24 protein-coding genes and 2 pseudogenes are annotated in these 26,485 nt (G+C 70.9%); 20 read left to right on the forward strand and 6 right to left on the reverse strand.

What is annotated here, in order from left to right:
• The first annotated feature begins 2 nt into the window (after window positions 1-2).
• From P3T35_RS08430 to P3T35_RS08510, 17 genes and pseudogenes are all read left to right on the forward strand, one after another.
• Window positions 3-1,736 (forward strand): CpaF/VirB11 family protein, encoded by a 1,734-nt coding sequence (locus tag P3T35_RS08430; protein WP_280704874.1) that lies wholly within the window; start codon window positions 3-5, stop codon window positions 1,734-1,736.
• A gap of 43 nt (window positions 1,737-1,779) precedes the next feature.
• Entirely contained in the window at window positions 1,780-2,733 is a 954-nt protein-coding gene (locus P3T35_RS08435) for a type II secretion system F family protein (protein ID WP_101383698.1), read from the forward strand.
• Window positions 2,730-3,617, forward strand: coding sequence for a type II secretion system F family protein (locus P3T35_RS08440; RefSeq protein ID WP_101383699.1), 888 nt, complete (start codon window positions 2,730-2,732; stop codon window positions 3,615-3,617). The genes P3T35_RS08435 and P3T35_RS08440 overlap by 4 nt, the downstream gene beginning before the upstream one ends.
• Before the next feature lie 77 nt (window positions 3,618-3,694).
• Window positions 3,695-3,961 (forward strand): hypothetical protein, encoded by a 267-nt coding sequence (locus P3T35_RS08445; protein ID WP_180356739.1) that lies wholly within the window; start codon window positions 3,695-3,697, stop codon window positions 3,959-3,961.
• Window positions 3,962-3,999: 38 nt separating this feature from the next.
• A complete protein-coding gene (locus tag P3T35_RS08450; RefSeq protein WP_280705137.1) occupies window positions 4,000-4,347 on the forward strand; it encodes a TadE/TadG family type IV pilus assembly protein in 348 nt (115 codons plus the stop codon).
• Window positions 4,344-4,832, forward strand: coding sequence for a TadE/TadG family type IV pilus assembly protein (locus P3T35_RS08455; RefSeq protein ID WP_101383701.1), 489 nt, complete (start codon window positions 4,344-4,346; stop codon window positions 4,830-4,832). The genes P3T35_RS08450 and P3T35_RS08455 overlap by 4 nt, the downstream gene beginning before the upstream one ends.
• A 49-nt stretch (window positions 4,833-4,881) precedes the next feature.
• Window positions 4,882-5,343, forward strand: coding sequence for a hypothetical protein (locus P3T35_RS08460; RefSeq protein WP_101383702.1), 462 nt, complete (start codon window positions 4,882-4,884; stop codon window positions 5,341-5,343).
• Window positions 5,343-9,044, forward strand: coding sequence for a LysM peptidoglycan-binding domain-containing protein (locus P3T35_RS08465; protein WP_107503376.1), 3,702 nt, complete (start codon window positions 5,343-5,345; stop codon window positions 9,042-9,044). The genes P3T35_RS08460 and P3T35_RS08465 overlap by 1 nt, the downstream gene beginning before the upstream one ends.
• Before the next feature lie 534 nt (window positions 9,045-9,578).
• A complete protein-coding gene (locus tag P3T35_RS08470; protein ID WP_143676990.1) occupies window positions 9,579-9,827 on the forward strand; it encodes a hypothetical protein in 249 nt (82 codons plus the stop codon).
• A gap of 153 nt (window positions 9,828-9,980) precedes the next feature.
• Window positions 9,981-10,343, forward strand: coding sequence for a hypothetical protein (locus tag P3T35_RS08475; protein ID WP_101383704.1), 363 nt, complete (start codon window positions 9,981-9,983; stop codon window positions 10,341-10,343).
• A 176-nt stretch (window positions 10,344-10,519) separates the two neighbouring features.
• A complete protein-coding gene (locus P3T35_RS08480; RefSeq protein ID WP_101383705.1) occupies window positions 10,520-10,732 on the forward strand; it encodes a hypothetical protein in 213 nt (70 codons plus the stop codon).
• An 87-nt stretch (window positions 10,733-10,819) separates the two neighbouring features.
• Window positions 10,820-11,371: a hypothetical protein gene (locus tag P3T35_RS08485; RefSeq protein WP_101383706.1), complete on the forward strand. Its 552-nt coding sequence runs from the start codon at window positions 10,820-10,822 to the stop codon at window positions 11,369-11,371.
• A 91-nt stretch (window positions 11,372-11,462) separates the two neighbouring features.
• The gene (locus P3T35_RS08490) at window positions 11,463-12,209 is read left to right on the forward strand and encodes an HAD-IA family hydrolase (RefSeq protein ID WP_101383707.1); all 747 of its coding nucleotides are present in this window, start codon (window positions 11,463-11,465) and stop codon (window positions 12,207-12,209) included.
• Window positions 12,210-12,323: 114 nt separating this feature from the next.
• Window positions 12,324-12,998 (forward strand): annotated as a pseudogene (locus tag P3T35_RS08495) (transposase); the annotation flags it as partial.
• Between the two features lie 117 nt (window positions 12,999-13,115).
• Window positions 13,116-13,643 (forward strand): hypothetical protein, encoded by a 528-nt coding sequence (locus P3T35_RS08500; protein WP_101383708.1) that lies wholly within the window; start codon window positions 13,116-13,118, stop codon window positions 13,641-13,643.
• Window positions 13,644-13,836: 193 nt separating this feature from the next.
• Window positions 13,837-14,364: a hypothetical protein gene (locus tag P3T35_RS08505; protein ID WP_101383709.1), complete on the forward strand. Its 528-nt coding sequence runs from the start codon at window positions 13,837-13,839 to the stop codon at window positions 14,362-14,364.
• A gap of 309 nt (window positions 14,365-14,673) precedes the next feature.
• Window positions 14,674-16,083 carry an MFS transporter gene (locus P3T35_RS08510; RefSeq protein WP_101383710.1) on the forward strand — a complete coding sequence of 470 codons (1,410 nt, stop codon included), beginning with the start codon at window positions 14,674-14,676 and terminating at the stop codon, window positions 16,081-16,083.
• 29 nt (window positions 16,084-16,112) lie between these two features.
• Here the strand turns inward: P3T35_RS08510 and P3T35_RS08515 are convergent, their stop codons facing one another.
• Window positions 16,113-17,534: a PLP-dependent aminotransferase family protein gene (locus P3T35_RS08515; RefSeq protein ID WP_101383711.1), complete on the reverse strand. Its 1,422-nt coding sequence runs from the start codon at window positions 17,532-17,534 to the stop codon at window positions 16,113-16,115.
• 47 nt (window positions 17,535-17,581) lie between these two features.
• Between P3T35_RS08515 and P3T35_RS08520 the strand changes: the two genes are divergently transcribed.
• Window positions 17,582-18,046 (forward strand): GNAT family N-acetyltransferase, encoded by a 465-nt coding sequence (locus P3T35_RS08520; protein WP_101383712.1) that lies wholly within the window; start codon window positions 17,582-17,584, stop codon window positions 18,044-18,046.
• A 75-nt stretch (window positions 18,047-18,121) separates the two neighbouring features.
• On the opposite strand, the pseudogene P3T35_RS08525 reads toward P3T35_RS08520, so the two are convergent.
• Both P3T35_RS08525 and P3T35_RS08530 read right to left on the reverse strand, forming a co-directional pair.
• Window positions 18,122-18,268: pseudogene (locus P3T35_RS08525) on the reverse strand (GNAT family N-acetyltransferase); the annotation flags it as partial.
• Between the two features lie 82 nt (window positions 18,269-18,350).
• The gene (locus P3T35_RS08530) at window positions 18,351-19,553 is read right to left on the reverse strand and encodes an alpha/beta hydrolase (protein WP_101383713.1); all 1,203 of its coding nucleotides are present in this window, start codon (window positions 19,551-19,553) and stop codon (window positions 18,351-18,353) included.
• Between the two features lie 403 nt (window positions 19,554-19,956).
• Here P3T35_RS08530 and P3T35_RS08535 point away from each other — a divergent pair, with 403 nt between their 5' ends.
• Window positions 19,957-20,556 (forward strand): hypothetical protein, encoded by a 600-nt coding sequence (locus P3T35_RS08535; RefSeq protein WP_143676991.1) that lies wholly within the window; start codon window positions 19,957-19,959, stop codon window positions 20,554-20,556.
• Between the two features lie 110 nt (window positions 20,557-20,666).
• On the opposite strand, the gene P3T35_RS08540 is transcribed toward P3T35_RS08535, so the two are convergent.
• Window positions 20,667-22,700 (reverse strand): putative Ig domain-containing protein, encoded by a 2,034-nt coding sequence (locus P3T35_RS08540; protein WP_280704882.1) that lies wholly within the window; start codon window positions 22,698-22,700, stop codon window positions 20,667-20,669.
• Window positions 22,701-22,862: 162 nt separating this feature from the next.
• On the opposite strand from P3T35_RS08540, the gene P3T35_RS08545 reads away from it, so the two are divergent.
• Complete coding sequence (locus P3T35_RS08545; protein ID WP_101385469.1) at window positions 22,863-23,381, forward strand: GNAT family N-acetyltransferase; 519 nt, start codon at window positions 22,863-22,865, stop codon at window positions 23,379-23,381.
• Window positions 23,382-23,388: 7 nt separating this feature from the next.
• On the opposite strand, the gene P3T35_RS08550 is transcribed toward P3T35_RS08545, so the two are convergent.
• Window positions 23,389-25,386: an AfsR/SARP family transcriptional regulator gene (locus P3T35_RS08550; protein WP_101383714.1), complete on the reverse strand. Its 1,998-nt coding sequence runs from the start codon at window positions 25,384-25,386 to the stop codon at window positions 23,389-23,391.
• Window positions 25,387-25,490: 104 nt separating this feature from the next.
• Window positions 25,491-26,447, reverse strand: a complete 957-nt coding sequence (locus P3T35_RS08555; RefSeq protein ID WP_101383715.1) for an AEC family transporter — start codon at window positions 26,445-26,447, stop codon at window positions 25,491-25,493.
• Between the last annotated feature and the right edge of the window lie 38 nt (window positions 26,448-26,485).

The raw sequence follows: 26,485 nt of genomic DNA on the forward strand, positions 1-26,485 counted from the left end.
CCATGCGTGACCGTGCGGCCGCCGACCCGGCGGGCCTGCCGTGGTCGGTCGAGCCGGAGGACGCGGAGCCCGAGTACCGGCTGCCGGCACCCGGCCCCGCGCCCACCGCCCCCGGCGCCACGCCCGGTCCGGCGGTCCCCGGGCCGGCGCGGTCGTCCGGGCAGTTCACCGGCCCGGGCGGCGGCCAGCCGTGGACCGTGTCGCCCGCCGGCCCGCAGCCGACCCGGATCACCCACCCCTGGCCCCAGCCTGCCCCCACGCCTGCCCCGGCCCCTGCCGCCCCCGCTCCCGGCTCCGCCACGGCGCTGCCCGTGCTGCCCGCCCCCGACCCGTGGAGCGCCAAGCCCGCGCCGCCGACCGTGGACCCGCAGGTGGCCCGTGAGCTCAAGCGCCGGGTGGCGGCAGAACTCCATCAGCAGCTCGCCCAGCTGACGGTCAGTCAGGGCAGCGAGGTGGACCGCGCTACCCGGCGGCAGCGCGGCCGGGCGCTGATCGAGGAGGCGGTGGCCCGCTGGTCGGACGCCTTCGCGCAGAGCCATGGCGTGGCGCCGACCAGGGAGCAGGACCGGGCCCTGGCCGAGGCGGTCTACGACCTGCTGTTCCGGGCCGGCCGCCTGCAGCCCTACCTGGACGACCCGGAGATCGAGAACATCCTGATCAACGGCTGTGACGACGTCTGGATCTCGCGCGTCCACCAGCCACTCAGCCAGGTTCCGCCGGTCGCCGACTCGGATGCCGAACTCATCGAACTGCTCCAGGACTTGGCGCGCCAGCACGGCGGCGGCGAGCGCAGCCTGAACACCGCGAACCCGACCCTGGCGCTGCGCCTGGAGGGCGGCATGCGCCTGCAGGCGATGACCGAGGTGACGCCCCGCCCGTATGTGGCGATCCGCCGGCACCGGGTCGCCTCGGCCACTCTCGCCGACATGGTCGACCTCGGCACCGTGGACTCGACCATCGCCGCCTTCCTGGCCTCGGCGATCCGGGCCCGGAAGAACGTGATGATCACCGGCACCCAGGGGGTCGGCAAGACCAGCCTGCTGCGGGCGATGGCGGCCGAGATCCCGCCGGACGAGCGGATCGGCACCCTGGAGTCGGAGTTCGAGCTCTGGCTGCACACCCTCGGCCATCTGCGGCAGGTGGTGCCGATGGAGGCCCGGGAGGGCAACGGCGAGCGGATCGACGGCAAGCCGGCCGGTGAGCTGACCATCGGCGAGCTGATCCCGGCGGCGCTGCGGATGACCCTCTCCCGGATCATCGTCGGCGAGGTCCGCTCCGCCGAAGTCGTCCCCATGCTGCGGGTGATGACCAACGGCGAGGGCGGGTCGATGTGCACGCTGCACGCCCGCGGTCCGCAGATGGTGGTGGACCGCATCGCCGAACTCTGCCTTGAATACGGCTCACATATGACAGATGCGCTTGCCTACCGGCTGACCGCCAACGCCGTCGACCTGATCGTGCACCTCGCCATGGTCGACGAGACGGCGCTCGGTGGCCGTCGGCACCGTTTCGTCTCGCACGTCATGGAAGTGACCGGCCTCGGCGAGCACGGCCGACCGGCCCTGAACACCGTCTTCGGCCCGCGCCCCGACCTGGGCGAGCCGCGGGCCGTGCCGCACACCCCGCCCAACTGCCTGGACGACCTGCGGCGGGCCGGCTTCGATGCCGGTCTGCTGCAGTCCGCGTACGGGAGTTGGGCGGCGCCGCTGTCGCTGCGGATCGGCGGCGCCCGGTGAAACCTGATCTGATGTCCCGTCACATCCCCTTCAAGGAACGGTGATGCTGCTCTTCGCCCTGTGCGGCGTCCTGATCGCGGGCGGCCTGGTGGCGCTGCTGGTCGGGCTGCGCGGCTCCGCCGGCACGCCGGCGGGCCATGGCGCGCCGGGTCGGCTGGCCCTGCGGATGCGGCTGCTCTGGTACGGCACGACCGGCGCGCCCGATCGCGGCACCCTGCGGCTGCGCCGGATCCAGGCCGCGCTGGCACTGATCACCGCCGCGCTCGCCTGGCTGTTCAGTGGGATCCCGCTCAGCGTGCTGCTGGGCCCCGGGCTGGTCTTCGGGCTGCCCTGGCTGTTCGCGGTCACCCGTGCCGACCATCGGCAGATCCGCCGCCTGGAGGGCCTCGCGGAGTGGACCCAGCGGCTCTCCGATGTGCTGCTGCTCGGCACCGGCCTCACCCAGGCTCTGGTCACCAGTCGGCGTACCGCCCCGGCCGCCCTGCAGGGCGAAGTGGACGAGCTGGCCGCCCGGTTGCAGGCCCGCTGGCGCACCGAGGACGCACTGCGCGCCTTCGCCGACACGCTGGCCGACGCGACCGCCGACAAGGTGCTGGCCGCATTGGTGCTGCGGGCCGGCGACAGCGGACCTGGGCTGGCCCGGGCGCTCGCCGACCTCGCCGAGTCGGTCCGCGAGGAGGTGCGCCAGCGGCGGACGATCGAGGCCGACCGGTCCAAGCACCGCACCACGGTCCGCTGGCTGGTCAGCATCATCCTGCTGGTCGTCGTGGTCGGCTCGCTCAACTCCCGCTACACCGCGCCCTATGGCACCGTCCAGGGCCAACTGGTACTGGCTGTGCTGGGGTTGGCGTTCATCGGGGTGATCGCCTGGATGCGCTCGCTGGCCGCGGGCAAGCCGCTGCCCCGGCTGCTGGAGCCGGACCGGCGCAGCCAGGTGGCCGCGCTGCCCGGGGCGGCCGAGGAGTCGGTGGCCGAACCGGTCGGGGAGGTCCGATGATCTCGCCCTGGGCGGTGCTGGCCGGCATCGCGGCGGCCGCCGGCCTGGCCCTGCTGATCGCCGAACTGCGGCCGGCGCCACCGGATCTGGGCACGGCGCTGGACCGGCTGCACCGCGCTCCCGGTTCGCCGCGGCCCGGCGCCGAGGCCGAGGACGAGCGCTGGTACGACCGGCTCGGCAGCAAGGCGCTGGGCCTGGTGGGTGCCCGACTGCCCACCCAGTCACTGGCGTTGATCGGTCGCAGCCCAGCCCGGTTCATGGCCCACAAGCTGCTGTTCGCGCTGATCGGCCTGCTGTTGCCGGCGTATCTCACCGCGATGGCGGCGTTCGTCGGCTTCGGCCCGCCGGTCGCGCTGCCGGTGGTGCTCAGCCTGGCGCTGGCCGCCGGCGGCTGGCTGCTGCCGGACGGCATCGTGCAGGGCGAGGCCAAGGAGGCCAGGACGGAGTACCTGCACGCGATCTCCGCCTACCTCGAACTGGTCGCCCTGGAACGGGCCTCCGACCACGGCCCGGCCGAGGCGATGCGGCGGGCGGCGGCGGTCGGCCGCAGCGCCGTCTTCCGCCGGATCCAGGACGCCCTGGAGCGCGCCGCCACCGACCGGGTGCCGCCCTGGGAGGGGCTGGAGGCGCTGGCCGGCGAGCTCGGCCTGCCCCAACTGCAGGACGTGGCCGACATCATGCGGCTGTCGGGCAGCGACGGCGCCGCCGTCTACGACACCCTGCGGGCCCGCGCCAAGGGCCTTCGCGACGAGTTGCTCGCCGACGACCTGGCCAAGGCCGGTGCCACCAGTGAGCAGATGGTGGCGCCCGGTGCGGCGCTCACCATGCTGATGACCGTGCTGATCACCTACCCCGCGCTCTACCAGATGCTCCATGTGTTCTGAACTTCGGTCCGTTCGCCCGGACTTCAGCGCCGAGACGTCCCGACCCCCGACGTCCCCCCTCCCGAGGAGATCCACTGATGAAGAACCTGCGTGCCCTGGCGGGCCTGTTCCTGGTGTCGCTACTCCTACCGCTGCAGCCGGCGATGGCGCTGCTGCGGGTGACCGCCGCCCGCGCCAAAGCGGCTCATGCCGAGGGCGACCACGGTGCGCTGAGCATCGAGTTGGCGCTGATCGTGGTCGTCGTGGTGGCGATCGCCGGAGCGATCGTCGCCGCGGTGGCGACCCTCGGGCAGAAGGCCAAGGGCGACATTCCGCAGAACCTGCCGATCCCTGCGAACAGCTGACGCTACGTCAGGAAGGTGCCGACCGAGGGGTTCTCAGCATCAGCTTCGCGATGGTGTTCCCGATCATCATCGTCCTGGTGATGCTGGTGGTCCAGGGTGCGCTGATCTGGTACTCGGACAGTGTCGCCCTGGCCGCCGCGCGCGAAGGCGCGGACGCCGCCCGGGTCTACGGCACCACCGACAACAGCCTGGCCGAGCCCCGGGCCGAGCTGTTCCTCCAGCACTTCAACGGGCTGCTCGGTGACACCGTGGTCACGGTGCCGAAGCGCCGGCCCGGGGACACCGTCGTCACGGTCACCGTGACCGTGCACCCGCTGTTCGTGCTGCCGGGGGAGTTGACCTTCTCCCAGACCGCCCAGGCCCCGATCGAGAGGTACCAGCCATGACGGCCCTGCCCACCGGGCCGCCGCCGCGCGGCGGCGCCAAGCCGCCACGCGGCGGGCGCGGCAGCGCCAAGCTGCTACCGGGCGAGCGCGGCAGCCTGGCGATCGAGGCGGCGCTGGTGGTCCCGGTGGTCCTGGGGCTGCTGTGCCTGATCCTGGTCGCCGGGCGGGCCGAGCAGACCGCCGGGACGCTGCAGGAGGCGGCCAGGACCGGCGCCAGGGCGGGCTCGCTGGCCCCGGCGGGCCACGAGCAGTCCGCGGCCACCGACGCGGTCAACCAGATGCTCACCCAGAGCGGGGTGCACTGCGACGGTCTGCAGGTCGCGGCCACCGTGGAGCAGTTGACGGCTGATCCGCTGCCGCAGGACGTCCGGGTGGATGTGTCCTGCAAGGTTCCGGTGAATGATTTGTCGCCGATTTGGGTACCCGGCGCCTTGGAGTTGCAGGGGACCTTCCGATCCGTCATCGACCAGTACCGCTCGACGTAGCAGCGCGTCGGGCCGGGCAGTTGAGGTCCCAAGCCCTGGGGAGGGGAACGTGAGGGTCCGTCGGGGTGACCGCGACCGCGGCACCATCTCGATCTTCGTGGCGCTCGGCTCCGCCATGATGCTGATGTTCCTCGGCATCGTGCTGGACTGCGGCGGCGAACTGCGGGCCATCGTCAACGCCGACGAGATGGCCCAGGAGGCGGCCCGGGTCGGCGGCCAGCAGATCGATCAGCCGACCCTGTTCAAACAGGGCCAGTACCTGATCAACACCAAGGCCGCCTATGCCGCGGCCACCGCCTTCCTGCAGAAGGACCCGGCCTACCGGGGCCTGGTCGCCGAACCCCCGGACCCGGCCAAACCGCCGCCGCCGCTGGCCACCAGCATCACCGTGGTCGTCCACCCCGTCTACCGGACCGCGCTGCTCGGGCTGTTCGGTGTCTCCACCCTGTCGATCCAAGGAACCGGTACCGCGACCATGGTGGTCGGCGGCCAGAATGCGGGGGGTGCCTGATGGCCGCGACACGAACCAAGACCCAGGGGCGACACGGGAGTTCGAACGGCCGTCCGCGCCCGGCCCCGGTCGGCCCGCCGGGCCGCCGCCGCAGCCCGATGCGCGCACTGCCGACCGCGCTGGGCGCGCTGCTGGTGCTCGCCGTGCTGCTGGTCGGGGTGCCCGCCGCGCTGCTCTACGGCACCCAGGCGGTGTCCGCGATGGGAGGCGTCGGGCACCAGGACATCGGGCAGTTGCTCACCTCGCCGGACGACGGGCGGCTCTTCCTCTGGGCGCTGGTCGCGATCGGCTGGCTCGGTTGGGGCTGCTTCGCGCTGTCGGTGCTGCTGGAGATCCCGGCGCAGCTGCGCGGCCGGGTGGTGCGGCGGCTGCCGGCCTTCGGGTGGAGCCAGCGGCTCGCGGGCGGGCTGGTCGGTGCGGTGATCGCGCTGCTCCCGGTGGCCGGGGGCGCGTTCGCCGCGACCGCGAGCCCGGCGCAGCTCGGCGCCGCCACGGCACCGGCCCAACTCGCTTCCGCCGCGCAGCAGGCCGCGCTCACCACGGCCTCCGCGACCACCGCGGCGCCCGCCGCCGACCCCGGCCCGCAGGCGCCGACCTACACCGTCAAGGACAGCCGCCCGGCCGACAGCCTCTGGTCGATCGCGGAACACCAACTCGGCTCGGGTGACCGCTGGCAGGAGATCGCCAAGCTCAACGCCGGTCGGGTGATGGATGGTTCCGGTACCGTCTTCGATGCGGACCGGCCCATCCAGCCCGGCTGGCGGCTGCTGATGCCCGCCGACGCCAAGCCCGACACCGCCTCCGCGCCCGCGTCCACCAACGCGACCGCTCCGGCGGGCGGTTCGGGCGGGGCGCGGCACGCCACCGCGACCGTGCAGCCCGGTGACACGCTCTCGGCCATCGCCCTGCGGGAGATGGGTAGTTCGGATGCCTGGCCGCAGCTGTTCGACGCCAACAAGGGCGTGACCGCACCGGACGGGGAGAAGCTGACCGACCCGAACACGCTGGAGCCCGGCATGGTGCTGACCATTCCGGGCGCCGCGCCCACCCAGCCGGCTCCGGCTCCGAGCCCGGCGGCACCCAGCCAGCCCGCGCCCGCACAGTCTGGGCCCGCACAGCCCGCACAGCCCGCACAGTCCGCACAGCCCGCACAGGGCTCGCCCGCGCCGGGTTCGGCTACCCCGCAGCCCGGTTCGGCGCCGTCGGCACCCGCAGGCCGGGACGTGTCGCCGCACCCGGCCCCCCACCTGACCCCGCCCCCGCAGGTCGCCGCCCACCCCGGCGGGCCCGTCGAGGACGCCAAGAGCAGCTACACCGCCGCCCTCGCCGCCTCCGGGATCGGCGTGCTGCTCGCCGCCGTGCTGATCGGCGCCGTGGCCCACCGGCGCGGCCAGCAGCAGCGGAACCGCCGCCCCCGGCGCCGGATCCCGATGCCCGCGCTGCCCGCCGCCACCTTCGAGGCCGAATTGAAGGCCCGGCAGAGCAGCACCGGCCTGGACCTGCTCAACCGGTCACTGCGCACCCTGGGCCGCAACGTCAGCCGCACCGGCAAGCGGCTGCCCCCGCTCGCCGCCGTCCGGGTCACCAACGGCGGCGTCGTCGAACTGCACCTGGCCGCCGCCGCCGTGCCGATCGCCCCGTTCCGGGCCGCGCACGCCGCCAACGTCTGGTGGTGCGCGGGCGACTCCGACGACCTGCTCTCCGCCGAGCAGGCCGCCAAGGTCCCGGCGCCCTACCCGGCGCTGGTCACCCTGGGCACGGCCCCCGACGGCGCGGCGGTCCTCGCCGACCTGGAGACCATCCGGCTCATGCACCTCTCCGGTCACCCCGACGACGCCCGGGCGGTGCTGCGCACCATCGCGCTGGAACTCGCGCACAGCCCGCTGGCCGACAACCTCAACCTGCACCTGATCGGCTTCCCCGAGGAACTGCCGGTCTCCGACACCGTCGCCGACCGGGTGCACCGCTACCCGACCCTCGCCGAGGCGCTCACCGAACTCGGCCCGCGCATCGACGAGGCACGCGGCGCCCTGGTGAACGTCGGTGCCGCGCACCCCCGGGACGCCCGCAGCCGCGGCGAGGCCGACGAGGCCTGGGTGCCCGACATCGTGCTCTCCGCACAGCCGCCCACCGGTGACGTCCCGTCAGAGCTGGGACGGCTGCTGGACGGCCGCCCGCGCACCTGCCTGGCCGTGATCTCCCGGGCGCCCGAGCGCGGCGCCGGCCCGGTCGCCCGCTGGACGCTGCCCAGCACCGGCGCCGCCGTGCTGCCCGGCCTGCACCTCTCCGTGCAGTTGCAGCGGCTGACCGAGGAACAGTTCGCACACTGGAGCGAGTTGCTCAGCACCACTGCCGCAACCGCCGAGGAAGAGGCGCCTGCCTGGACCTATGACGGGGACGAGATCGAGCCCGCCGAACTGCCCAAGCCCGTGCCGGTGCTGGCCGGCGTCGCCGCCGGCACGGCCTCCTTCGTGGGCGGTGCGCTGCCCGACGGCCCGCCCGAGAGCGGACCCAAGCTGATCGCCCGCCTGATCGGCACCGGCAGCAGCCCGTTCGCCTCGCTCGACCCGGCCGGTGCGGGTGGCGCCAAGCGGCCGGGTCGGCAGGCGGACGCGCCGGTGATCGAGAACCTTCCGGCGCTGGTGGCGATGCCGCCCCTGGACGTCCCGCCTCCCGCAGACCCGCTGCCTCCCGCAGACCCGCAGCCGGGTGTGGATGCCGCGCCGCCCGCCGATGTCCCCACCGAGACCGCCGACACCACCGAGCCCGTGCCCACCCATGAAACGGCCCAGGCGGCGGCCCCGGCCGACCCGCGCATGCCGTTCCGGCCCGAGCCGATCCCTGCCACCGAGCCCGGCTCCACCCCGCCCGGCTCCACCCCGCCCGACGGCACCCCCCTGGCCGCCCGCACCGACGCGGACGACCTGCTCGCCATCCTCCGCTCGCCCGAGGCGCACGCCATCCGCACCACCCCCCGGGTGCGCCTGCTCGGCCCGGTCGACGTGCTCGGCGCCACCGGGCCGGCCGAACCCGGCGACCTGCCCGCCCTGACCGAAGCAGCCGCCTTCCTGGCGCTCAACCCGGGCACCGACCCGGCGGCCGTCCAGCGGGCCCTGCACCCGGGCGACCACGCCCGCCCGGACCACCCCGCGGCCGCCACCGTCGGCGAGCTCGCCGCCTGGTTCGGCGGCGACCCCGACGGCCGGGCGTTCCTGCGCCAGGACGAGCTGGAGAACTGCACCTTCGCCCCGACGGTCACCTGTGACTGGGACGAGTTCCGCAGCCTCTACCGGCGCGGCATGCGCAGCACCAGCACCACTGCCGACGCCGCCCTGGCCCACGCCCTCGCCCTGGTCCGCGGCGCCCCGTTCGCCGAGGCCCCGGCCACCGGCTACGGCTGGGCCGAGGCGACCCGGCAGGACATGCTGGCCGCGATCATCGACACCGCCCATGAACTGGCCGCCCGCCGGCTGCAGTACGGCGACCACCGCAGCGCCGAGGCAGCCGTCTTCCGCGGCCTCGCCGTGGCCCCCGACGTCGAACTGCTGCACCGCGACCTGTTCTACGCCTACGCCTCGGCCGGCGCCCGCGATCAACTCCTGAAGGCCGTCAACCGGTTGGACGCCCTGAGTCGCCGCACCGGCCGCAGCCTGGACCCGGACACCGTGGCCCTGCTGCGCGATCTGCTCTCCAATCCCTGACGATCCGTCAATCCTGCAGGGTCCAAGGTTCGGTGAGCACTGTCGGCGGATCATGAGCACCGTCCGAGCAAATCCGAGTGATCATGAGCATCGGTGACGTTCGGTAGTTGTCAGTTGTCGGACTCTTGCGGTCTTTCGCGCCTGGACGGTACGGGTGCTCCGTACCGTCCAGGGCATGACGGTACGGAGCCCAAGAAAGAGCCGTAACGAACGCAGGGGACCTCGACCAGCTTGCCCGGCCACGCCAGAGCCTCCGCGATCTCTGGGTCGCGCAGGCGATCCATCGGCTTGACGTTGACGACCCGCACCGCTCCCGACCTCAGAAGCAGCAGGAAGTCCGGGACATGGCGGCGCACCCGATCGCCCGTCTGAGCCACCAGTCGGCACGGCTGGGCGAAGATGCCACGCACGTCTGGATCGAAGTCCGCCAGGCTGATCGAGCTGCTGGAGCGTTGGGGGGGCGGGCTGACCGCGGACCGCGTCGAGCGGCGCATGGCGGTACGGCTCTCACGGGAACGCCTGAGGCTCGTAGCCGTGGACGACGCACCGCAGGACGACGTCGCCCAGCTTCCATCCCTCCGTCGGCTGACAGCCCTGGACGCACCATCAGATGAGGACAGCGGGCCTGACGGCCGATCCGGCCTGCAGACGGCACCGGGTGCAGGTGCAGATCAGGGCGGCGATGACGACGAGGAGGAGGAATGCGATGCGACTTTCCCCGGCGACGCTGATGCCTCCATCGACGAAGCGGACTTGTACACGGACGCTTGGGAGACTCGATGAGCCAGGGCGACGAGCATGAAGAATTCGAAGGGGATGACCGGCAGTACTCCCTCACCCGACTCAAGGGTTGGCTGGAGTTCGTCAACAGCTCCAGCCGCATCCAGCCGGAACGGCTGTCGGCCAAGGAGACTCGCGCTGCCGACATGGGATCTCGTGCGGTACAACGATCGGCGTGCGGTCTGGCACGCCAACATCGGGCCGATCAAGACGCCCCAGCTGCTGAGCCTGCACGACGACCTCGCAGAGATCGTCGACTCCAACCGGCAGGACGGCGACAAGGCCAAGCCGGCGGCGCTGGTGGACGCCTATCCAGGACTGGGCAAGAGCACGGCCGTCTGCGAATTCGGGCGCGGCTACTATCTTGAACAGATCGCCTTGCGTGGCGAGACGACTCCCGATGGGCACCGCCGAGTCCCGCTCATCTACATCGACCTAACGGGCAACACCCGTATCCGAGGCCCGAACGCGGCGATCTGCCGTCGCAGCGACCCTCGTCCAGCAGCCACGCTACGTTGATGTCGCAGACGAACGCTGGGATGAGGACGCGCGGTTCATCGCCACCGCCCGCGAGGCCATCCCCCGCCTCATTGCCGAGGTCCGGCGGCTCCGTCGGGAGTCCGGCAACGGGTGATGCACCATGCCACGGCGGTGATCCAAGGCACCTCGGGTGGGCGTCCGGGGCTATCTGACAAATGATCAACGCGCACTGGTACCGGGCGATGGGTAATGACCTTGCTGTGATCGTGCAGGCCAGCGATGCTGGGCCGATGCCGGGTCAGCGGAAGAGAAAACGTCAGCAGCAGGACGAGGCACGGCGGGCAGCTGCCCGCTTCGCGCCTGAGGAGGGCCGTTGGGAAGTGCTCTTCGAGACCTCGGACGAGTCGGAGTGGCGGGCTCATATTTGATCGGCGGGTTTCCGCAGTTCAGGCATGATGCCGGCATGGCGAGGCATGCTCGGGCCGTTGGGTTGTCTCGTTGGTGGAGATGCCGGGATGGCGTCGGTGGTGGGTCTCCTGGAGGAGCGAGAGCCGGCCGCGCGTGAGCGCCTGGAGGAGCTTCGGGAGGTGGCGGACCGGGTACTCGCTGAGCTCGCCGAAGCGGAGACGGCCTGGCACGAGTGGCTGATCGCCCGGCAGCGCGTTGGCGAGGTTCTGTCCGGGCCGCGGCCCGGACGGGCAGGTGAAGCTGGCCCGGGAGCCGGTGAGTCTTCCGGGTCGGAGCCCGCGACGAACGCGCCCGCCGAGGTTCCCCTACCGAGGGCCGCGCGATGGGGCTCGATCGTCCCGGTGTGGCGTCCCGCGCTTTCCATGGACGCGCTCGCTCCCCACTACCAGCGCATCCTCGCTACGCTCACCGAACAAGCATCCGGCGGGGAGCCAGTGATGTCCTGTCAGGAGATCACTGCCGTACTCGGACTGGAGCCGGTTCCGGCAAGTGTGGAAGGAGTTCGGTCGAAGATGAAGCGGCTGGCCGACCGGGGCTGGGCCGACGAGCCCACCCCGGGACGGTTCACGCTCGCCGCCGGGCCAGCCGGCGGCTCATGAGCATCGTCATCGACCACAGCACCATCTGCTCATGCACGGCGGGGCAGCGAATCGTCTCGTCCTCGCGTGATCGCCAACGAAAGAGCAACCGATGCAACCGATTGTCCTATTCGACCTTGACGGCCTTTTGATCGACTCCGAGCCGATCTGGGACGCGGCAAAGCGTGAAGTGTTCGGTCCGCGTGGCCTGCACCTCACAACGGAGATGCAGGCGGCGACGCGCGGGCTGCGGCAAAGGGACATGGTGGCCTATTGGTTCGATCGAGCCACCATTCAAGCCGACCCCGACGACGTCGAGCAGCAGATCGTGGCCGCCGTGTGCCGTCGGCTGGAGGGAGTGGCGCTGAAACCCGGCGCCGAACACGCCGTCGCGGCGTGCGCGCTAGCATCGAGGGCGATGGCCGTCGTGTCATCTTCGCCGGAGTCGGTGATTCGCGCTGCGCTCGCGAGCACCGGCCTTGACCGATCTTTCGATGCCGTGTTTTCGGCCGAAGACGACGAACACGGCAAGCCCCACCCGGGCGCCTACCTCCGCGCAGCCGCCGCCCTCGGCGCGTCACCCGACGAATGCATTGTGCTCGAGGACTCGCTCAACGGCGTCCTCGCCGGCGTGTCAGCCCAGATGACGGTCGTCGCCGTTCCCGAGGCCGCTGATCGCTGCGATCCTCGCTTTGCGATTGCCACTCTGGTACTGGAGTCCCTCAAGGATCTCGATACCTCTGTATTCGGCGCGCATGTGTCCAGGGGGAGCCGGAACGCCAGGTGGGCATCGCGCGCTGCGGATCCTCAACCGTTCCACCGGAACTTCGGTGAACCCGGAGCACTTCGACAACATTGACCAGATCGTGCTGTATGACGCCCTCGATCGTGGGTTCGGGCCTTCACGGGTGAAGGCCCGAACCCACCCCGGGACGGTTCACGCTCGCCGCCGGGCCAGCCGGCGGCTCATGAGCCGTACTGCCACCGACAGATGTTGGACGCTGTTCGCTATCTGGTGGCGGGCGGCATCACCTGGCGAGCGATGCGGGGCGACTTCCCGGCGTGGGACCGCGTCTACGCATTCGCGCGGCGGTGGCGTGTGAAGGGCTTGCTCGCGGAACTGCACAACCGGTTGCGCGGCCTGGTCCGCAAGGAGGCCGGCCGCGATCCGGAGCCGACCGCGGCGGTGATCGACGCGCAGCCACTGCGGGCGGCGGCCACGGTGCCGGCGGCCACCTGCGGCTACGACGGGGCCAAGAAGGTGCCGGGGCGCAAGCGGCACCCGTCCCGCGCCTGGTCCTGCTGGACGAGGTCGAGACCGATGACGGCTCTGCCTTCGAGCTGGACCGGTCGCTGTTCTTGGCAGCTGGCGACCGGATTAAGTTCGAACGCAGTGGGCTCACTGCCGTTCGCTCAGACGGCCACCGGGTTCAGCCCGCCGCCGCCTGGTCCACGCGCTGCAGGGTCGGATACCGCCGAAATGCTGTGGCTCCCAACTGAACGTTGCCACTCCGGGCGCATCACAGTGCGTATGCGCCAACGTCCACGCCCCTGTCCTATGAGTCAGCGAGTGCTCAAGACTCGCCAACACAGCCGGTGCTCATGTCGCCCGGATTCCGACGCTTCCGCAGGAACGAGTGCGCAATGAGTTCCTGACCCTACAAATCCTTCCCGGTGGACGGGCGATACGCCTGCGATACGCCGCCCGGCCAGGATCTGGCCCGGCAACACGGCAACGGTTCGTCCATCGGGAAGGAAGCAGCACATGACTGTCCGTTCGGAGAAGCGCGCCGCGATTCGTCGCGCCGCGACCAAGGCCGCGCTGGTCGGCACCGCCGTCGTGGCCGCGCTGAGCCTGACCGCGACCGAGGCCAACGCGACCGTCGGCGCCGGCGTGCGGGTGGCGCAGTTCACCCTGTCGCAGGCCGACTGGTCCGTCAACGACGTCATCTTCACCACCGGCGGCGGCTACGAGCTCACGCTGCAGTCCGACGGCAACCTCGTGCTGTACAAGACCGTCAGCGGTCCCGGCCAGCAGGCGATCTGGGCGAGCGGCACCAAGGGCAAGGGCGTGACCAACGTCGACTGGTCGCAGTCGGGTTACGCGAAGCTGCTGAACAGTTCGGGCGGCGTGGTCTGCACCCTGGGCATGCTCAACCCGGCCCCCGGCGGCCAGGCCGTGCTCCAGAACGACGGCAACTTCGTCTTCTACAACACCGCGGGCAACCCGACCTGGGCCACCAACACCTACAACAACGGTCAGATGGGCAACCTGGACTACTGCTACACCTGATCGGCCTGGAACACGACGGCTCGACTGACCGCCGGGGACCGCACCACGCGGTCCCCGGCGCTCTGCCGTTCGGGCGATCGAGGCCGCCGCGATACGGCCGCGATACGGGCCTTGGTGAGCATCGAGGGGTGCGAAGCGCGGTCGCCGCCCCGGCAGCGCGTCGCCGCTTGCTCGTCCTTCGAAAGGAAGCCCGATGTCCCGCACCATCATGAAGCGCTCGTCGATCGGCGGCGCCGTCACCAAGGCCGCGCTGGTCGGCACCGCCGTCGTGGCCGCGCTGAGCCTGACCGCGACCGAGGCCAACGCGACCGTCGGCGCCGGCATCCGGTCCGCGACCTTCACCCTGTCGCAGGCCGACTGGTACCCCGGTACCAACGGCTACACCGAGAACTTCCCGTACGCCATCGCGCTCCAGGCCGACGGCAACTTCGTGCTGACCAAGTGGGACAGCAACGGTGCCCCCCACACCATCTGGGCGAGCGGCACCAACGGCAAGGGCGTGACCCACATCGACTGGTCGCAGTCCGGCTACGCCAAGCTCGAGGACTCCAACAACAACATCGTCTGCACCCTGGGCGCCCTCAACCCGGCCCCCGGTGGCCAGGCCGTGATGCAGAACGACGGCAACTTCGTCTTCTACAACAGCGCCGGCAACCCGACCTGGGCCACCAACACCTACAACAACGGCCAGATGGGCAACCTGGACTACTGCTACACCTGATCGGCCCGCAGCACGATCGCTTGATTCGATGGCCGGGGACCGCACCACGCGGTCCCCGGTTGCTTCGCGTTCTTCGCGTTGGTGCACAGTGATGTGTGAGGTCGCACACGGACAAGGATGTGTGGCCACTGCCACAAGACTTCTCCTGACAGTGATTTGTGTCCGCCTGTTCAATGACCGTTATGTGACCGACCTGTAAGTAGCGGGGTGGCGGATGGTGCGATATCGCCGGACCCGGGACCTCCGTGAGTAATTCCGAGGACTTTGGTCCCTGCCGGGTAGACACCTCGGGTTCTCATAGTGGTTGGAATGTCCTCCACAGTGATCGACAACGCACCGTATTCGGCCTTTCACCGCCGTCTGGCGCTGGCCTGCTCCGGCGGGCCGTTGCTGGACGGCTACATCCTCAGCATCGTCGGCGTGGCCCTGATCGGCATGACCCCCGAACTGGGTTTGAGCACGGCCGACGTGAGCTTGATCGGCGCCTCGGCACTGGTCGGGATGTTCGTCGGCGGGGCGGTGTTCGGCGTGCTGACGGACCGGATCGGCCGCGAGGTGATGTACACCCTCGACCTGCTGGTGATGGTGGTCTGCTCGATCGCGTCGTTCTGGGCCACGGACGTCTGGGCGATCGTCGCGCTGCGCTTCGTGCTCGGCATGGCGGTGGCCGCCGACTACCCGATCGCCACCTCCCTGCTGGCCGAATGGCTGCCGATCAAGGAGCGCGGCCGGCTGCTCGGCAAGCAGATCGTCGCCTGGTACGCCGGCTCGGTGCTGGCGTACGTCGTCGGCTACCTGTTCCTGCAGCTGGGCGGGTCGGGCAGCTGGCGCTGGATGCAGGCGAGTTCGGCCGTGCTCTGCGTGTTCTTCCTGGTGATCAGGCGCGGCTCCCCGGAGTCACCGCTCTGGCTCGCCCAGCACGGCCGCGGCGAGGAGGCGGTCGCGGTGGTGCGCAAGCACCTCGGTCGCGACGTCACCGTCGAGGAACTCGGCGGCGGCGCCCAGACGTTGGACGGTGAACGGCTGGACGCCGGTTCGCTGCGCGTGCTGTTCAGTCCGGCGTACCGTCGCCGCACCCTGTTCTGCGGGCTGTTCTTCCTCTGCCAGGTGGCCCCGCTGTTCGCGATGCTGACCTTCGGCCCGGCCATCCTGGGATCCTTCGGCCTGCCCGGCGGCACCGTGATGGACACCCTGGGCACCGGCCTGATCAGCCTGGTCTTCCTGATCGGGTGCTACCCCGCGCTGCGGTCCATCGACAGCCACGGCCGCCGGCCCACGATCATCTGGTCGTTCGCGCTGATGATCGTGCCGCTGGTCTTCCTCGGCATCTGGCCCACCGCCCCCGCCCTGCTGGCCCTGCTCGCCCTCTGCGCCTACGCGTTCCTGTGCGGCGGCCCCAACGTCCTTGACTGGACGTACCCCAATGAGCTCTTCCCGACGTCCGTCCGCGCCACGGCCGTTGGCCTGGCCACCTCGGTCAGCCGGATCGGCGCGGCAGTGGGCACTTTCCTGCTCCCGGTTGCCCTGACCGGCCTCGGCATCGGTCCCACCATGCTGCTGGCCGCCGCCCTGACGGCAATCGGCCTGCTGGTGAGCGTGCGTTGGGCGGAGGAGACCAAGGGCATGGGCTTGGAGCAGGCCGCAGCCCTCGCAATTCCGCCTCAGGGCAACCGGGTTGTCACTGACGGACCGTCAAAGACCCGACTGTCGCAGGGCTGACCTCGATCCCATCCCCTCGGGGTACGCCCTCATGAACCGCCCTCACTCGGCCCCACCGGCCGGGTGAGGGCGGCCAGCGTGCGCACGGCGGTGTCGATGGCGCTCGGCCGGATGTTGGCGTAGCCGAGGACGATCCGGTCGGAATGCTCGCGGGCCTCGCCTAGGAGGAAGCGGGAAATGCTGCCGATGGCAAGGTCGTTGTGGGCGGCGGCGATCACCAGGCGGTCGGGATCCGGGGCGCCCGGTGACCGGACGACGAGGTGGATCCCTGCGGCGATACCGGTGATCTCCGCGTGGGGCAGGTGCCGGCCGAGTGCCGAGACCAGTGCGTCGCGGTGGCAGTGGTAGTGCTTGCGGATCCGCCGGAGGTGGCGTTCGTAGGCGCCGCTGTCGATCAGGTGCGCCAGGGCGAGTTGGTCGAGGGTGGGACTGCCGACGTCGCAGGCCTTCTTGGTCTGCGTCACCGCGTCGACCAGCGCGGACGGCAGTACCAGCCAACCCAGCCGCAGCGCGGGGGAGAGGGTCTTGCTGACCGTGCCGACGTAGGCGACGTGCTCGGGGGCCAATCCCTGAACCGCGCCGAGGGGTTGCCGGTCGAAGCGGAACTCCGCGTCGTAGTCGTCCTCGATGACCAGCCGGCCGTCGCGGGCCCAGTCCAGCAGCGCGGTGCGGCGGTGCGGTGCCAGCGTGACCCCGAGTGGGAACTGATGGGCGGGGGTGACGACGGCGGCGTGCGCGTGGTGCGGTAATCGGTTGATCTGCATGCCGTGCTCGTCAACGGGGCACAGCGTCCAGTCGCCGCCGGCCGCCGTGATGGTGCGGTCCCGGCCGACGGCGCCGGGGTTCTCCAGCGCGATGGTCGGCCGCCCCGAGAGTGTGGCGAGTGTGCTGGTGAGCAGGGAAAGCGCTTGGGTGAAGCCGGCGCAGATGATGATGCGGTCGGGGTGCGCCACGACCGCCCGGGCCCTTCTCAAGTAGTCGGCCACTGCACACCGTAGAACTGCCGAGCCGCGCGGGTCGGGATTGCCGAAGGCGGCGTCAGGGGCCTGCCGCACCGCGTGCGTGATCGCGCGCAGCCAGGCCGCGCGCGGGAACTCCGCCAGGGCGGGAAGGCCCGGGCGCAGGTCGTAGCGCGGGGTCCACGGTTCCTGGGTGGTGGCGCACCCGGTTGTCGCGGCAACCACGCCGACCCGGGTCGCACAGCGTTCGGTGCTGATGAGGTAACCTTCAGCAACGAGTTGCTCGTAAACCTCGACCACCAACCGGCGGGACACCCCGAGGTCGGCAGCGAGTACGCGGCTGGACGGCAGCAGCGTACCGGCGGTCAACACACCGGCGCGGATCAGATCTCGCAGCCGCTGCTCCAACTGGAGCCGCAGCGGCGTCGGCGAGCAGCGGTCAAGGCTGATCAAGACCTCGGCAGCCGACATTCTGGTACCCAAATCCGTCATGGCTCTGGTTCCTCTCCCCCGTACCAGACCAGGTCTAGCGTGAACTCATGAACACGAACACGCTGACCGCAAAGACGATTGACTGTACCTGGGTCGAGGACGCCAAGCGCGTCAACCTGGCCGAGCTGTCGGCCCTTTACAAGATGGTGTCGATGGGCGAGAAGTCGCCGCAGTCGCTGGCCATCGCCCTGAGCAACAGCATGTTCGTCTGCTTCGTCTACGCGGGCGACATGCTCATCGGAGCGGGCCGGGTGCTGGGCGACGGGGTCGACACCGCCTACCTCGCCGACATCGCGGTCCACCCGGACTACCAGGGGCTGGGGTTGGGCGACAGAATCGTCAGACACCTGCTCGAGAGATCGAGCGGCCACCGGAAGGTCATCCTCTTCGCCAAGCCCGGCACCGAGCCCTTCTACCGGCGCTACGGTTTCCTGCGGCTGCCCACCGCGATGGCCCTCTTCGACGACCCCGAAGCCGCCCTCCGCAAGGGCCTGCTCACCCCCGAGCCCTGACCCGCCCCACCACCCGCCCGCCGGGGACCGCCCCCGAGGCCCCCGGCCCTGTCGTACATAGACCCCAACTCGGCTTCAAACCAAGCCCTTTAGCAGCGACGGACCCTCAAACTCCCGCGCCACGGCATCCATGACAAGCTCATCGCAAACCTGCCCGAGCCAGTACCCGGCCTGCCGCAACGTCCCAGCCACCCGAAAGCCCGCCTTCCGATCAGCCCCGACCGCCCGCAGCCTCCATATCCGCCGCGGGCGCGGCGCCGGCAGAGTGCCGACGGCCGCGCGGGCGACGATCACCGCTCACCGTTCACGGGTGGAAGCCGACCTCCGGGTTCTGCGCCGTCGGCCCGTCCAGGATCGGCTGGGGGATCCCCTTCAGCTGCAGGTCGAAGAAGGCCGCGACGTACTCGCGAGTGAGCTCGATCCCGCGCTCGGCCGGCATCGTGGTGCCGGGAGGGTTCGGGTAGCCGAAGTCGTTCAGCAGTAACTGGTTGTCGGTGAACGTGCCGTGGTTCGAGCCCGCGAAGGTCAGCCAGCGCTTCCAGCCGTTCAGCTTGGCCCAGGCGTCCGTCCAGGTCGGGTCCTCCACCCCGGCGCCCAGCGGGTGACCGATCATCATGAACGGCTTGCCGCCGAGTCCGCCGGTGGGGACGGCGTAGTCCATCGTGCCGTCCAGGTTGACTCCGGCCCGGATCCGGTCGTCCGTGGCCAGGGACGGAACGGCCGCCGAGCCGCCGATCGAGTGCCCCGCCATCCCGATCCGCCGGGCGTCGATCATCCGGGAGTACCGCCAGGCGGGGTGCGGGTGGGCGGTCAGCTGGTCGATGACGAAGGACATGTCCGTCGCCCGGCTCGCGTCGATCACTGCGGGGCCGCCGGGCGGCCAGGTGTCACAGATGGCGCACGTGAGCGTCTGCCCGTCGGGGAACGTCGTGCCGGTGTTCTCATAGGTGTGGTCGACGAGTGCGACGACGTATCCCCGGCTGGCCAGGTCCTCGGCGAGGCTGGTCAGTTCGGTGCGAGGCATGGTGAAGCCGGGGGAGAGCAGCACCAGCGGGAAGCGGCCGGGTTCCGGGCGGGCGTCGGTCCTCGACCAGGTCCCTACGCTGGTGACCGCGTCGGTGGGGACGGTGTTGCCGGGCAGCTTCCCGTCCAGCATCAGCCGCGCGGCCTCCGGCGTCATGTATGGGGCCGGGCCGCCGGTGCCTGGGTCGGCGGGGTAGTACATCGACACCATCAGCTGGCGCGGGCCCGCCGACGGGACCCACGGGTCGGGCCGGTCCTGGTCCACCAGCTGCAGGATGTCCCGCCCGACGGCGTACGGGCCGGTTGGGCGCGGCAGCTCGATGTGGACCCCGGTCGGCACGGTGGCGGAGGCGGCCGGCCCGGCCGTCGGGGAGGAGGCGACCGCGGTGGGAGTGGCAGCGAGCGCGGTGCTGGAAGCGACGATGGACAGCGGCAGGGCGAGCAACAGCCCTGCCACTGCGACAGTGCGACGAATGCCGGTCATGCGATGACCATAGGTTCATCGCAAGGGAGTTGACGTCCACTCAGAGAAGTAGGGGGTTAGCCGGAAGGATGAGGCGAACCGCCGCTTCCGCCCCTACGGGTATGCCCGGAGGAGTACTCCGGGCGATCCGGTTAGCGGGAGCACGGGAACAGCGGCCGAGCCGGGCTCGCCACCGCCATATGGGGGCGTCGCATCCCGCACAGACGCCGCGCGGGAGTCGTGAGGCGATCGTCAGACCACGCTGGAGGGCGGCGGCAGAGCCCCGCCCGGAGTGGTGTTGGCATCGTGCCGCCGGCTCGGTGTCTGTGGCGCTGGTGCCAGGGAGGAGGTGCGTTTCTGTGCAGAGGGTCCGCTTGGGGGTGCCAGAATCGGGAACGAGACTGTCAGCCAAACGGGGGCAGGCATGATGGCACCGGACGGGATCGGTGTGCTGCTGAGGGGCATCCGCGAGGCAGCCGAACGTTCTCGGGGGGAGCAGGCATTGCTCCTTCAGAAGCTTCAGGGCGGGCAGTGGTTCGATCCGGAGAACCTGAAGCGCTGGGAGACCGAACGGCGAATGCCGATTCTGCGATGGCACGGTCTGCTGGCCGATGGCTACGGACTGACGCAGAAACAGATCATCGCGGCGGTTTCGGCATCACGCCGATGGCGGAGGCTGAGGCGCGCCGCCGATGATGGAGCGAAGGGCGGAGAGCAGGTGGATCGATGGCGGTTTCTCGCGGCGGCGGCAGCGGTGACCGGTGCCGCGCCACTGTCCGGGATGGCGGATGCGCGAAGGGGTATCGACGCTGGTCTGTCGGGCTCCGACGTTGGTGACCTGGCCTATGTGGTCCCCATCCATACCCAGACAGGTCGCCGCAAGGACTGGTCCGCTTGCGGGCTGAATCACTACAGCGCACGCTCGATGGCCCGGCTCATCAGCGGTTGGCGGAGCTGCTGGCAAGCTGATGGCCCGTGGACAAACGAATTCACTGAGCGTGTGACGCGGATCTGGTGCCCTTAGCCGGAGTTGGCCGGTGCGGGCTCCAAGACCGCTTAGGCGCAAGTCGGTTACCCGAGCAGCGTGAAGCCCCCGGTTCGGCGGGCGAACCGGGGACCTGAACTGGTGTTCTGTCAGCTCACGTTGACGGCGGTGTCGTCGAGCACGAAGCTGGTCTGGTACTGGTTGTCCTCGGTGCCGGTGAACTTGAGGGTGACGGTCTGGCCGGCGTAGGCGGACAGGTTGAAGGAGTGCTGGGCGTACGCGGTGTTGGCGTTTAGGTTGGAGTAGGTGGCCAGGGTGCCGAGCACGGTGCCGGAGCTGTTCAGGACCTGGACGTTGAGGGTGTCGTAGGCCTTGGTGGTCGAGGTCTCGGCGGTGTCGACGTGCAGCCAGAAGCTGAAGTCGTAGTTGGTGCAGCCGGTCGGCAGGGTGATCGACTGGGCCAGGGTGTCGGTGTGGGTGGTGCCGTAACCGTCAAGCCAGGCGTCGTAGTTGCCGGAGTGGGACGGCTCGGAGGTCAGATCGCTGTTGATGACGCCCGAGGAGCCGGTCCACGGCGAGAGCGCGCCCGTCTCGAAGCCCGGGTTGCCGAGGAGCTGGGCCGAGGTGCAGCCGCCGCCGGAGGCCGGGTTGACGGTCCAGGTGAAGCTGGCGGAACCGCTGGCGTTGGTGCTGTCCTTGGCGGTGACGGTCACGTTGCTGGTGCCGGCGGTGGTCGGGGTGCCGCTGATCAGGCCCGAGGAGCTGATCGACAGGCCGGCGGGCAGGCCGGTGGCCGAGTAGCTCAGGGTCTGGCCGCTGGCCGAGTCGCCGGCGCTGACCTGCACGCTGGCGACGGTGCCGACGGTGCCGGTCTGGTTGCCCGGGTTGGTCACCGTGACGGTGTTGCCAGTGCCGCCACCGCCGTTGATGGTCCAGCTGAAGGTGGTGGTGCCGGTCGGACCGGTGGAGTCGGTGGCGGTGACCGTCACGTTGGAGGTGCCGGCGGTGGTCGGGGTGCCGCTGATCAGGCCGGTGCTGGAGTTGATCGACAGGCCGGCGGGCAGGCCGCTCGCCGAGTAGCTCAGGGTGCCGCTGGCGGTGTCGCCGGCGCTGATCTGCAGGCTGGCGGCGGTGCCGACGGTGCCGGTCTGGTTGCCCGGGGTGGTCACGGTGACGGTGCCGCTGCCACTGCCACTGCCCGCAGTGTGGTTGAAGTCGGCGGTGATGGCCGACTCGAGGCCGCTGACCACGCCCGAGTCACTGAGGATGATGCCCAGTTCGCGGTTGTGGTTGAGCGAGTTGTCGGAGAAGTTCTCCGAGCCCGCGAAGGCCTTGGCGGTCGAGGTGCCGTAGTCGGACACGATCGCCTTGGCGTGGATGTAGTAGCCCGTCGAGCTGGTGTAGGTGGTCACCTTGCCGCCGGCCGCGGTGACCTGGTTCAACTGGGTGGTGTAGGAGCCGCTGGTGTTCTCGGCGACCACGCGGACCGCGACGCCGCGCTGGGCGTCCGCGACGATCGCGTTGACCAGGGCGGCGTCGCCGAACTCCTCCTCCTCGACGTCCAGGCTGTGCTGTGCCCCGTTGATCAGGTTCAGCAGCTGGGTCTGCGAGTCGGTGGGCGACCACACCAGGTTGTCGCCGTCGGAGGGGGTGATCGAGGTCTTGGCGTAGTCCGCGTTGTACACGGCCTCGATCGCGGCGACATCGGCGCTGTCGGTGTCGAAGACGCCGTAGTCACGCGAGGTCGAGTAGTACGTGGTGTCGAAGTTGCCCGTGCTGATGTACGACTTGGTGCCGTCGACGGTGATCGTCTTCTGGTGCGTGTAGGTGAACGCACTGGAGGAGTAGGTCACTCCGACGCCCGCGGACTGCAGTGCGCTGTAGGCGGCGCTGTTGACCGAGCTGTGGTTGGGGTCGATGAGCACTCTGACCGTGACACCGGCGTTGTGCTTGGCGATCAGGTCGTTGACGAGCGTGGTGTCACGAAGCTCGTAGATGGTGACGTCGATCGACTTGGTGGCCGAGTTGACGAAGTTGTAGATGGCGCTCTCGCCCTGGTCCGGGAGTACGACCAGGGAGTAGGTGCCCGTGGCGGCGTGGGCGGCGGCGGTCGGCACGAGGACCGCGGCCATGGAAGTGGCGCCTGCTGCGAGAGTGGTCAGCAGACGGCGGGTGACGCTCATCCAGATGCTCCTGACTGACATGTTCGGGCATGGTGGGGCATGTTCGGGCATGCTGAGCTCAAGCTGGGGACAACGCGCGTAGACCCAAGTAAGGCACAGGGCCGATGCAACGTGAAGTGCTCATGCCTTACCAGTAGTTGAACAGGGAGCGGGAAAATGAGGATTCGGCTACGAGACGTTGAACTCCGGGATCTGGCCGCCTATCTGGCGATGCGCTGCGATCCGGTGATGATGGCCGAGCTCGGCGGCCCGCTGCCTGCGGAAGGAATGGCCGCCAAGGTCGAGCGGGACGTAGCCGAAGCAGCGTCAGACCGCTCCTGGATCAAGATGATTGAGGTCGATGGCGGTACGGCGGGAACCGTCGCACTCTGGTCCCACCAGGACTCTCCACAGGACTCCCACGCGAGCCGCGGCAATGACGGCGCACTCGTCAGCGAGATCGGGTGGATGGTGCTCCCGCGCTACCAGGGGCGCGGGCTCGCCAAGTTGGCCGTCCGGGAGCTCATCGACCGGGCCGCCGACGACGGACGCTGGGGTGCGGTGCACGCCTTTCCCGCCGTCACCAACGGTCCGTCGAACGGGATTTGCCGCTCCATCGGCTTCACGCTTCGCGGAGAACGCCGGGTCGAGTTCGCCGGGCGCCTGATCCACACCAACCACTGGGTGCACCGGGCAGGCTGAGGGCCGCTCAGCACCGCGGAATCGTGCAGAGCGGCTGGCTCGGCCGGGCGGCAGCGCCGTCCTGCTGCTGCGCGTACTCACGGGCGAAGAGGTGCAGCAGCGCCGGGTAGCGGTACCGGCCCGGGGTGCGACTGTTCAGCAGATGCGCGTCGACCAGCCGCTCCAGCAGGTGCTCGGCGTGGGGGGCGGAACTGCCCAGCGCCTCGGCGGCGGTCCGGGTGCCGACCGTGGCCAGCCCGGGCAGCGCCAGCCGACCGAACGCCGCCGCCGTCGCCGGGTCCAGCGCACGCAGGGCGCCGGCGAAGGCGGTCCGCAGGTCCAGCTCACCGATCCGCAGTTCGTCGAGCCGCCGCCGCGGGTCGACCAGGCGGTCCGCCAGTCGGCGCACCGTCCAGCCCGGCCGGGTCGCCAGCCGCAGCGCACAGATCCGCAGCGCCAGCGGCAAGCCGTCGCAGAGCGCCGCCAGTTCGGTCAGTGCCGCCGCGTCGCCCGCCAGTTCGGTCCGCGTTGCCGCGTCGCCCGCCGGTCCGGTCCGCGTCGTCGAGTCGCCCGCCGGCTCGGCTGACCCCGCCGGGCCGTCCGCCAGTTGCCGCGGATCCACGGCCCGACGGAGGAAGGTCACCGCATCGGGCAGCGGCAGCGGACCGAGCGCCACGGGCACGGCGCCGATCAGCTCGGGCAGTCGACGCCGGCTGGTCACCAGCACCGCGCCCGCCGTGTCGGTGGGCAGCAGCGGCCGCACCTGCGCCGCGTTGTGCGCATCCTCCAGCACCACCAGCAGGCGCCGCCCGGCCACGATGCCGCGGAACAGGGCGGCCCGGTCCGCGGCCGCCATCGGCAGCCGGTCGGCCGGCACACCGAGCGCGGCCAGGAACGCGGCCAGCACCTCGTGCGGGGTGGCCGGGTCGGGCCGGCTGCCCCGCAGGTCGGCGCGGAGCACGCCGTCGGGGAACGCCCGCTGTGCCGCACGCGCCGCCTGCCCGGCCAGCGTCCGCTTGCCGCTGCCGGCCGGGCCCGACAGCACCGTGGCGCAGATACCGGTGCCGCGCTGCACGGTGAGCAGCCGGGTCAGCTCGGCCAGCTCGGTGACCCGGCCGGTGAAGTCGGCCAGCGGAGCGGCGAGCTGGGTGGGGGTCAGCGGGGTGAAGGGGGCGTTCCCCGAGGGTGCCTGGCGGCGGGAGGGGAGGGGCGGGGGCGTCTGGCGCGGTGCGGGAAGGAGCGGTGCGGGGCGGTGCTGGTGACCGGTCGCCGGCTCGTCCACCGGGGCGGGTTCCAGGTCGGCGCGCAGGATCCGCTGGTGCAACTCGCGCAGCTCGGCGCCGGGGAGGATCCCGAGCTCCTCGTCCAGGGCGCGCCGCACCCGCTGGTAGACGGTCAGCGCCTCGGCCTGCCGGCCCTCCTGGTAGAGCGCGGTCATCAGCTGCGCCCAGAACCGCTCCCGGCCCGGATGGGCGGCGGTCAGCGCATACAGCTCGGCGACCATCGAGCGGCGGCGTAGCCGCAGCTCGGCCGTCACCCTCGCCTCCATCGCCTGCAACCGGTGGTCGGCGAGCCGCTCCGCCTGCTCGCGGTGGAGCCGGTCGGAGGGCACGTCCAGCAGGGCGTCGCCGCGCCAGACGGCCAGCGCGGCCTCCAGCAGTTCGACCGCCTGCTCGTCGTCCCTGCGGTCGAGCGCGGCCGCACCGCTTCGGTGCAGCTCGGTGAAGCGGTGCAGGTCGAACTCCTCGGGCGCCGCTTCGAGCAGGTACCCGCCGGCGCGGGTCTGCAGCCGCGCGCCGGCCGCGCCGAGGCCGGCGCGCAACCGCATCACGCTGTTCTGCAGGGCGGACCTGGCGGTGCGCGGCGGCCGGCCGTCCCAGACGCAGTCGGCGAGCGTCTCGGCGGTGGTCACCTGGCCGTGGCGCAGCAGCAGCGCGGCCAGCAGCACCCGCTGCTTGGGTGCGGCGACCGGATGCTCGCCGTGTTCGTCGCGAACCAGCAGCGGACCGAGGATTCCGAACTCCATGACCCCGTTCTAGCCCGGCCCGGGATTGATCAGGGGGTGCCGGCCCGCCGATCAATCAACTCCGGACAACGACGCAGGTCAGAGGCGCTGGTCAGCGTCGCTGGTCAATGGGCGGTCAGGGCCCAGTCCACGGCGGAGAGTGTGACCATCGACAGCAGGGTGGAGAAGAGCACCGAGTCCCGGGGCAGCGCCGTGCTCAGCCCGTACTGCCGGGCGTAGATGAAGACGTTCTGGGCGGTCGGCAGGGCCGAGCAGACCACCACCGCGAGCAGTTGGTGGGTGGTCAGGTGCAGCAGCAGGCTGCCGACGGTGAAGGCGACCAGCGGCTGCACCAGGTTCTTGGCGAGGACGGCGAGCCCTACCTCGGCACGGTGGGTGGTGGCCTCGGGAGCCCGCTCGGCGGCGGGGCGGGCGTGCAGCGACATGCCCAGCGTGATCAGCGCGGTCGGTACCCCGGCGGTACCGAGCAGCTCGCAGGAGTGGCCCAGCGCCCCGGGCAGCCGGAACCCGGTCGCCGAGCAGACGACGCCGAGTGCGGAGGCCAGGATGATCGGGTTGCGCAGCGGCATCCGGACCATCCGGAGCAGCCGGTTCGTCCCGTCGCCCTGGTCGGTGCCGGCGTCCAGCGCGCCCAGGATCACCGGCGTCACGAGCAGCACCTGGAAGAGCAGCACGGGGCCGACGAATGAGGCGTCGCCCAGCACCTGCACCGCGACCGGGATCCCGAGATTGGCCGAGTTGACGTAGCCCGCGGCCATCCCGGCTATCGCCTGATCGGCCGGCCGGCGCCCGAAGAGCCAGCGTGCGGCGGCCCAGCCCAGCAGACTCGCCGCCAGGGTGCCCGCGGCGAACGCCACCATCGAGGGGTTGGCGAAGCTGTGCAGCGGAGCCTTGGCGAGCATCGTGAACAGGGCCGCCGGCATGGCGACGTGGAAGACGAACCGGCCGAGCACCAGCTCGGCCTGGTCGCCGAGCAGCCCGGTGCGGCTGACCAGGTAGCCGATCGCGGTCAGGATCCAGATCGGGACGAATGCGGAGAGCAGCGGTTGCAGGGAGTGCATGGATCCTTCCAGTGCCGGTGCTGCCTGGGGCGGTGGTT

It is taken from the genome of Kitasatospora sp. GP30 (assembly GCF_029892145.1).
Classification (GTDB): Bacteria; Actinomycetota; Actinomycetes; order Streptomycetales; family Streptomycetaceae; genus Kitasatospora; species Kitasatospora acidiphila.

Bases quoted from the DNA above. Each gene is read 5' to 3' on its own strand.
- P3T35_RS08430 (WP_280704874.1), top strand. From the start codon at position 3: ATGCGTGACCGTGCGGCCGCCGACCCGGCGGGCCTGCCGTGGTCGGTC.
- P3T35_RS08435 (WP_101383698.1), top strand. From the start codon at position 1,780: ATGCTGCTCTTCGCCCTGTGCGGCGTCCTGATCGCGGGCGGCCTGGTG.
- P3T35_RS08440 (WP_101383699.1), top strand. From the start codon at position 2,730: ATGATCTCGCCCTGGGCGGTGCTGGCCGGCATCGCGGCGGCCGCCGGC.
- P3T35_RS08445 (WP_180356739.1), top strand. From the start codon at position 3,695: ATGAAGAACCTGCGTGCCCTGGCGGGCCTGTTCCTGGTGTCGCTACTC.
- P3T35_RS08455 (WP_101383701.1), top strand. From the start codon at position 4,344: ATGACGGCCCTGCCCACCGGGCCGCCGCCGCGCGGCGGCGCCAAGCCG.
- P3T35_RS08465 (WP_107503376.1), top strand. From the start codon at position 5,343: ATGGCCGCGACACGAACCAAGACCCAGGGGCGACACGGGAGTTCGAAC.
- P3T35_RS08480 (WP_101383705.1), top strand. From the start codon at position 10,520: ATGATCAACGCGCACTGGTACCGGGCGATGGGTAATGACCTTGCTGTG.
- P3T35_RS08485 (WP_101383706.1), top strand. From the start codon at position 10,820: ATGGCGTCGGTGGTGGGTCTCCTGGAGGAGCGAGAGCCGGCCGCGCGT.
- P3T35_RS08490 (WP_101383707.1), top strand. From the start codon at position 11,463: ATGCAACCGATTGTCCTATTCGACCTTGACGGCCTTTTGATCGACTCC.
- P3T35_RS08500 (WP_101383708.1), top strand. From the start codon at position 13,116: ATGACTGTCCGTTCGGAGAAGCGCGCCGCGATTCGTCGCGCCGCGACC.
- P3T35_RS08505 (WP_101383709.1), top strand. From the start codon at position 13,837: ATGTCCCGCACCATCATGAAGCGCTCGTCGATCGGCGGCGCCGTCACC.
- P3T35_RS08510 (WP_101383710.1), top strand. From the start codon at position 14,674: ATGTCCTCCACAGTGATCGACAACGCACCGTATTCGGCCTTTCACCGC.
- P3T35_RS08515 (WP_101383711.1), bottom strand. From the start codon at position 17,534: ATGACGGATTTGGGTACCAGAATGTCGGCTGCCGAGGTCTTGATCAGC.
- P3T35_RS08520 (WP_101383712.1), top strand. From the start codon at position 17,582: ATGAACACGAACACGCTGACCGCAAAGACGATTGACTGTACCTGGGTC.
- P3T35_RS08530 (WP_101383713.1), bottom strand. From the start codon at position 19,553: ATGACCGGCATTCGTCGCACTGTCGCAGTGGCAGGGCTGTTGCTCGCC.
- P3T35_RS08535 (WP_143676991.1), top strand. From the start codon at position 19,957: ATGATGGCACCGGACGGGATCGGTGTGCTGCTGAGGGGCATCCGCGAG.
- P3T35_RS08540 (WP_280704882.1), bottom strand. From the start codon at position 22,700: ATGAGCGTCACCCGCCGTCTGCTGACCACTCTCGCAGCAGGCGCCACT.
- P3T35_RS08550 (WP_101383714.1), bottom strand. From the start codon at position 25,386: ATGGAGTTCGGAATCCTCGGTCCGCTGCTGGTTCGCGACGAACACGGC.
- P3T35_RS08555 (WP_101383715.1), bottom strand. From the start codon at position 26,447: ATGCACTCCCTGCAACCGCTGCTCTCCGCATTCGTCCCGATCTGGATC.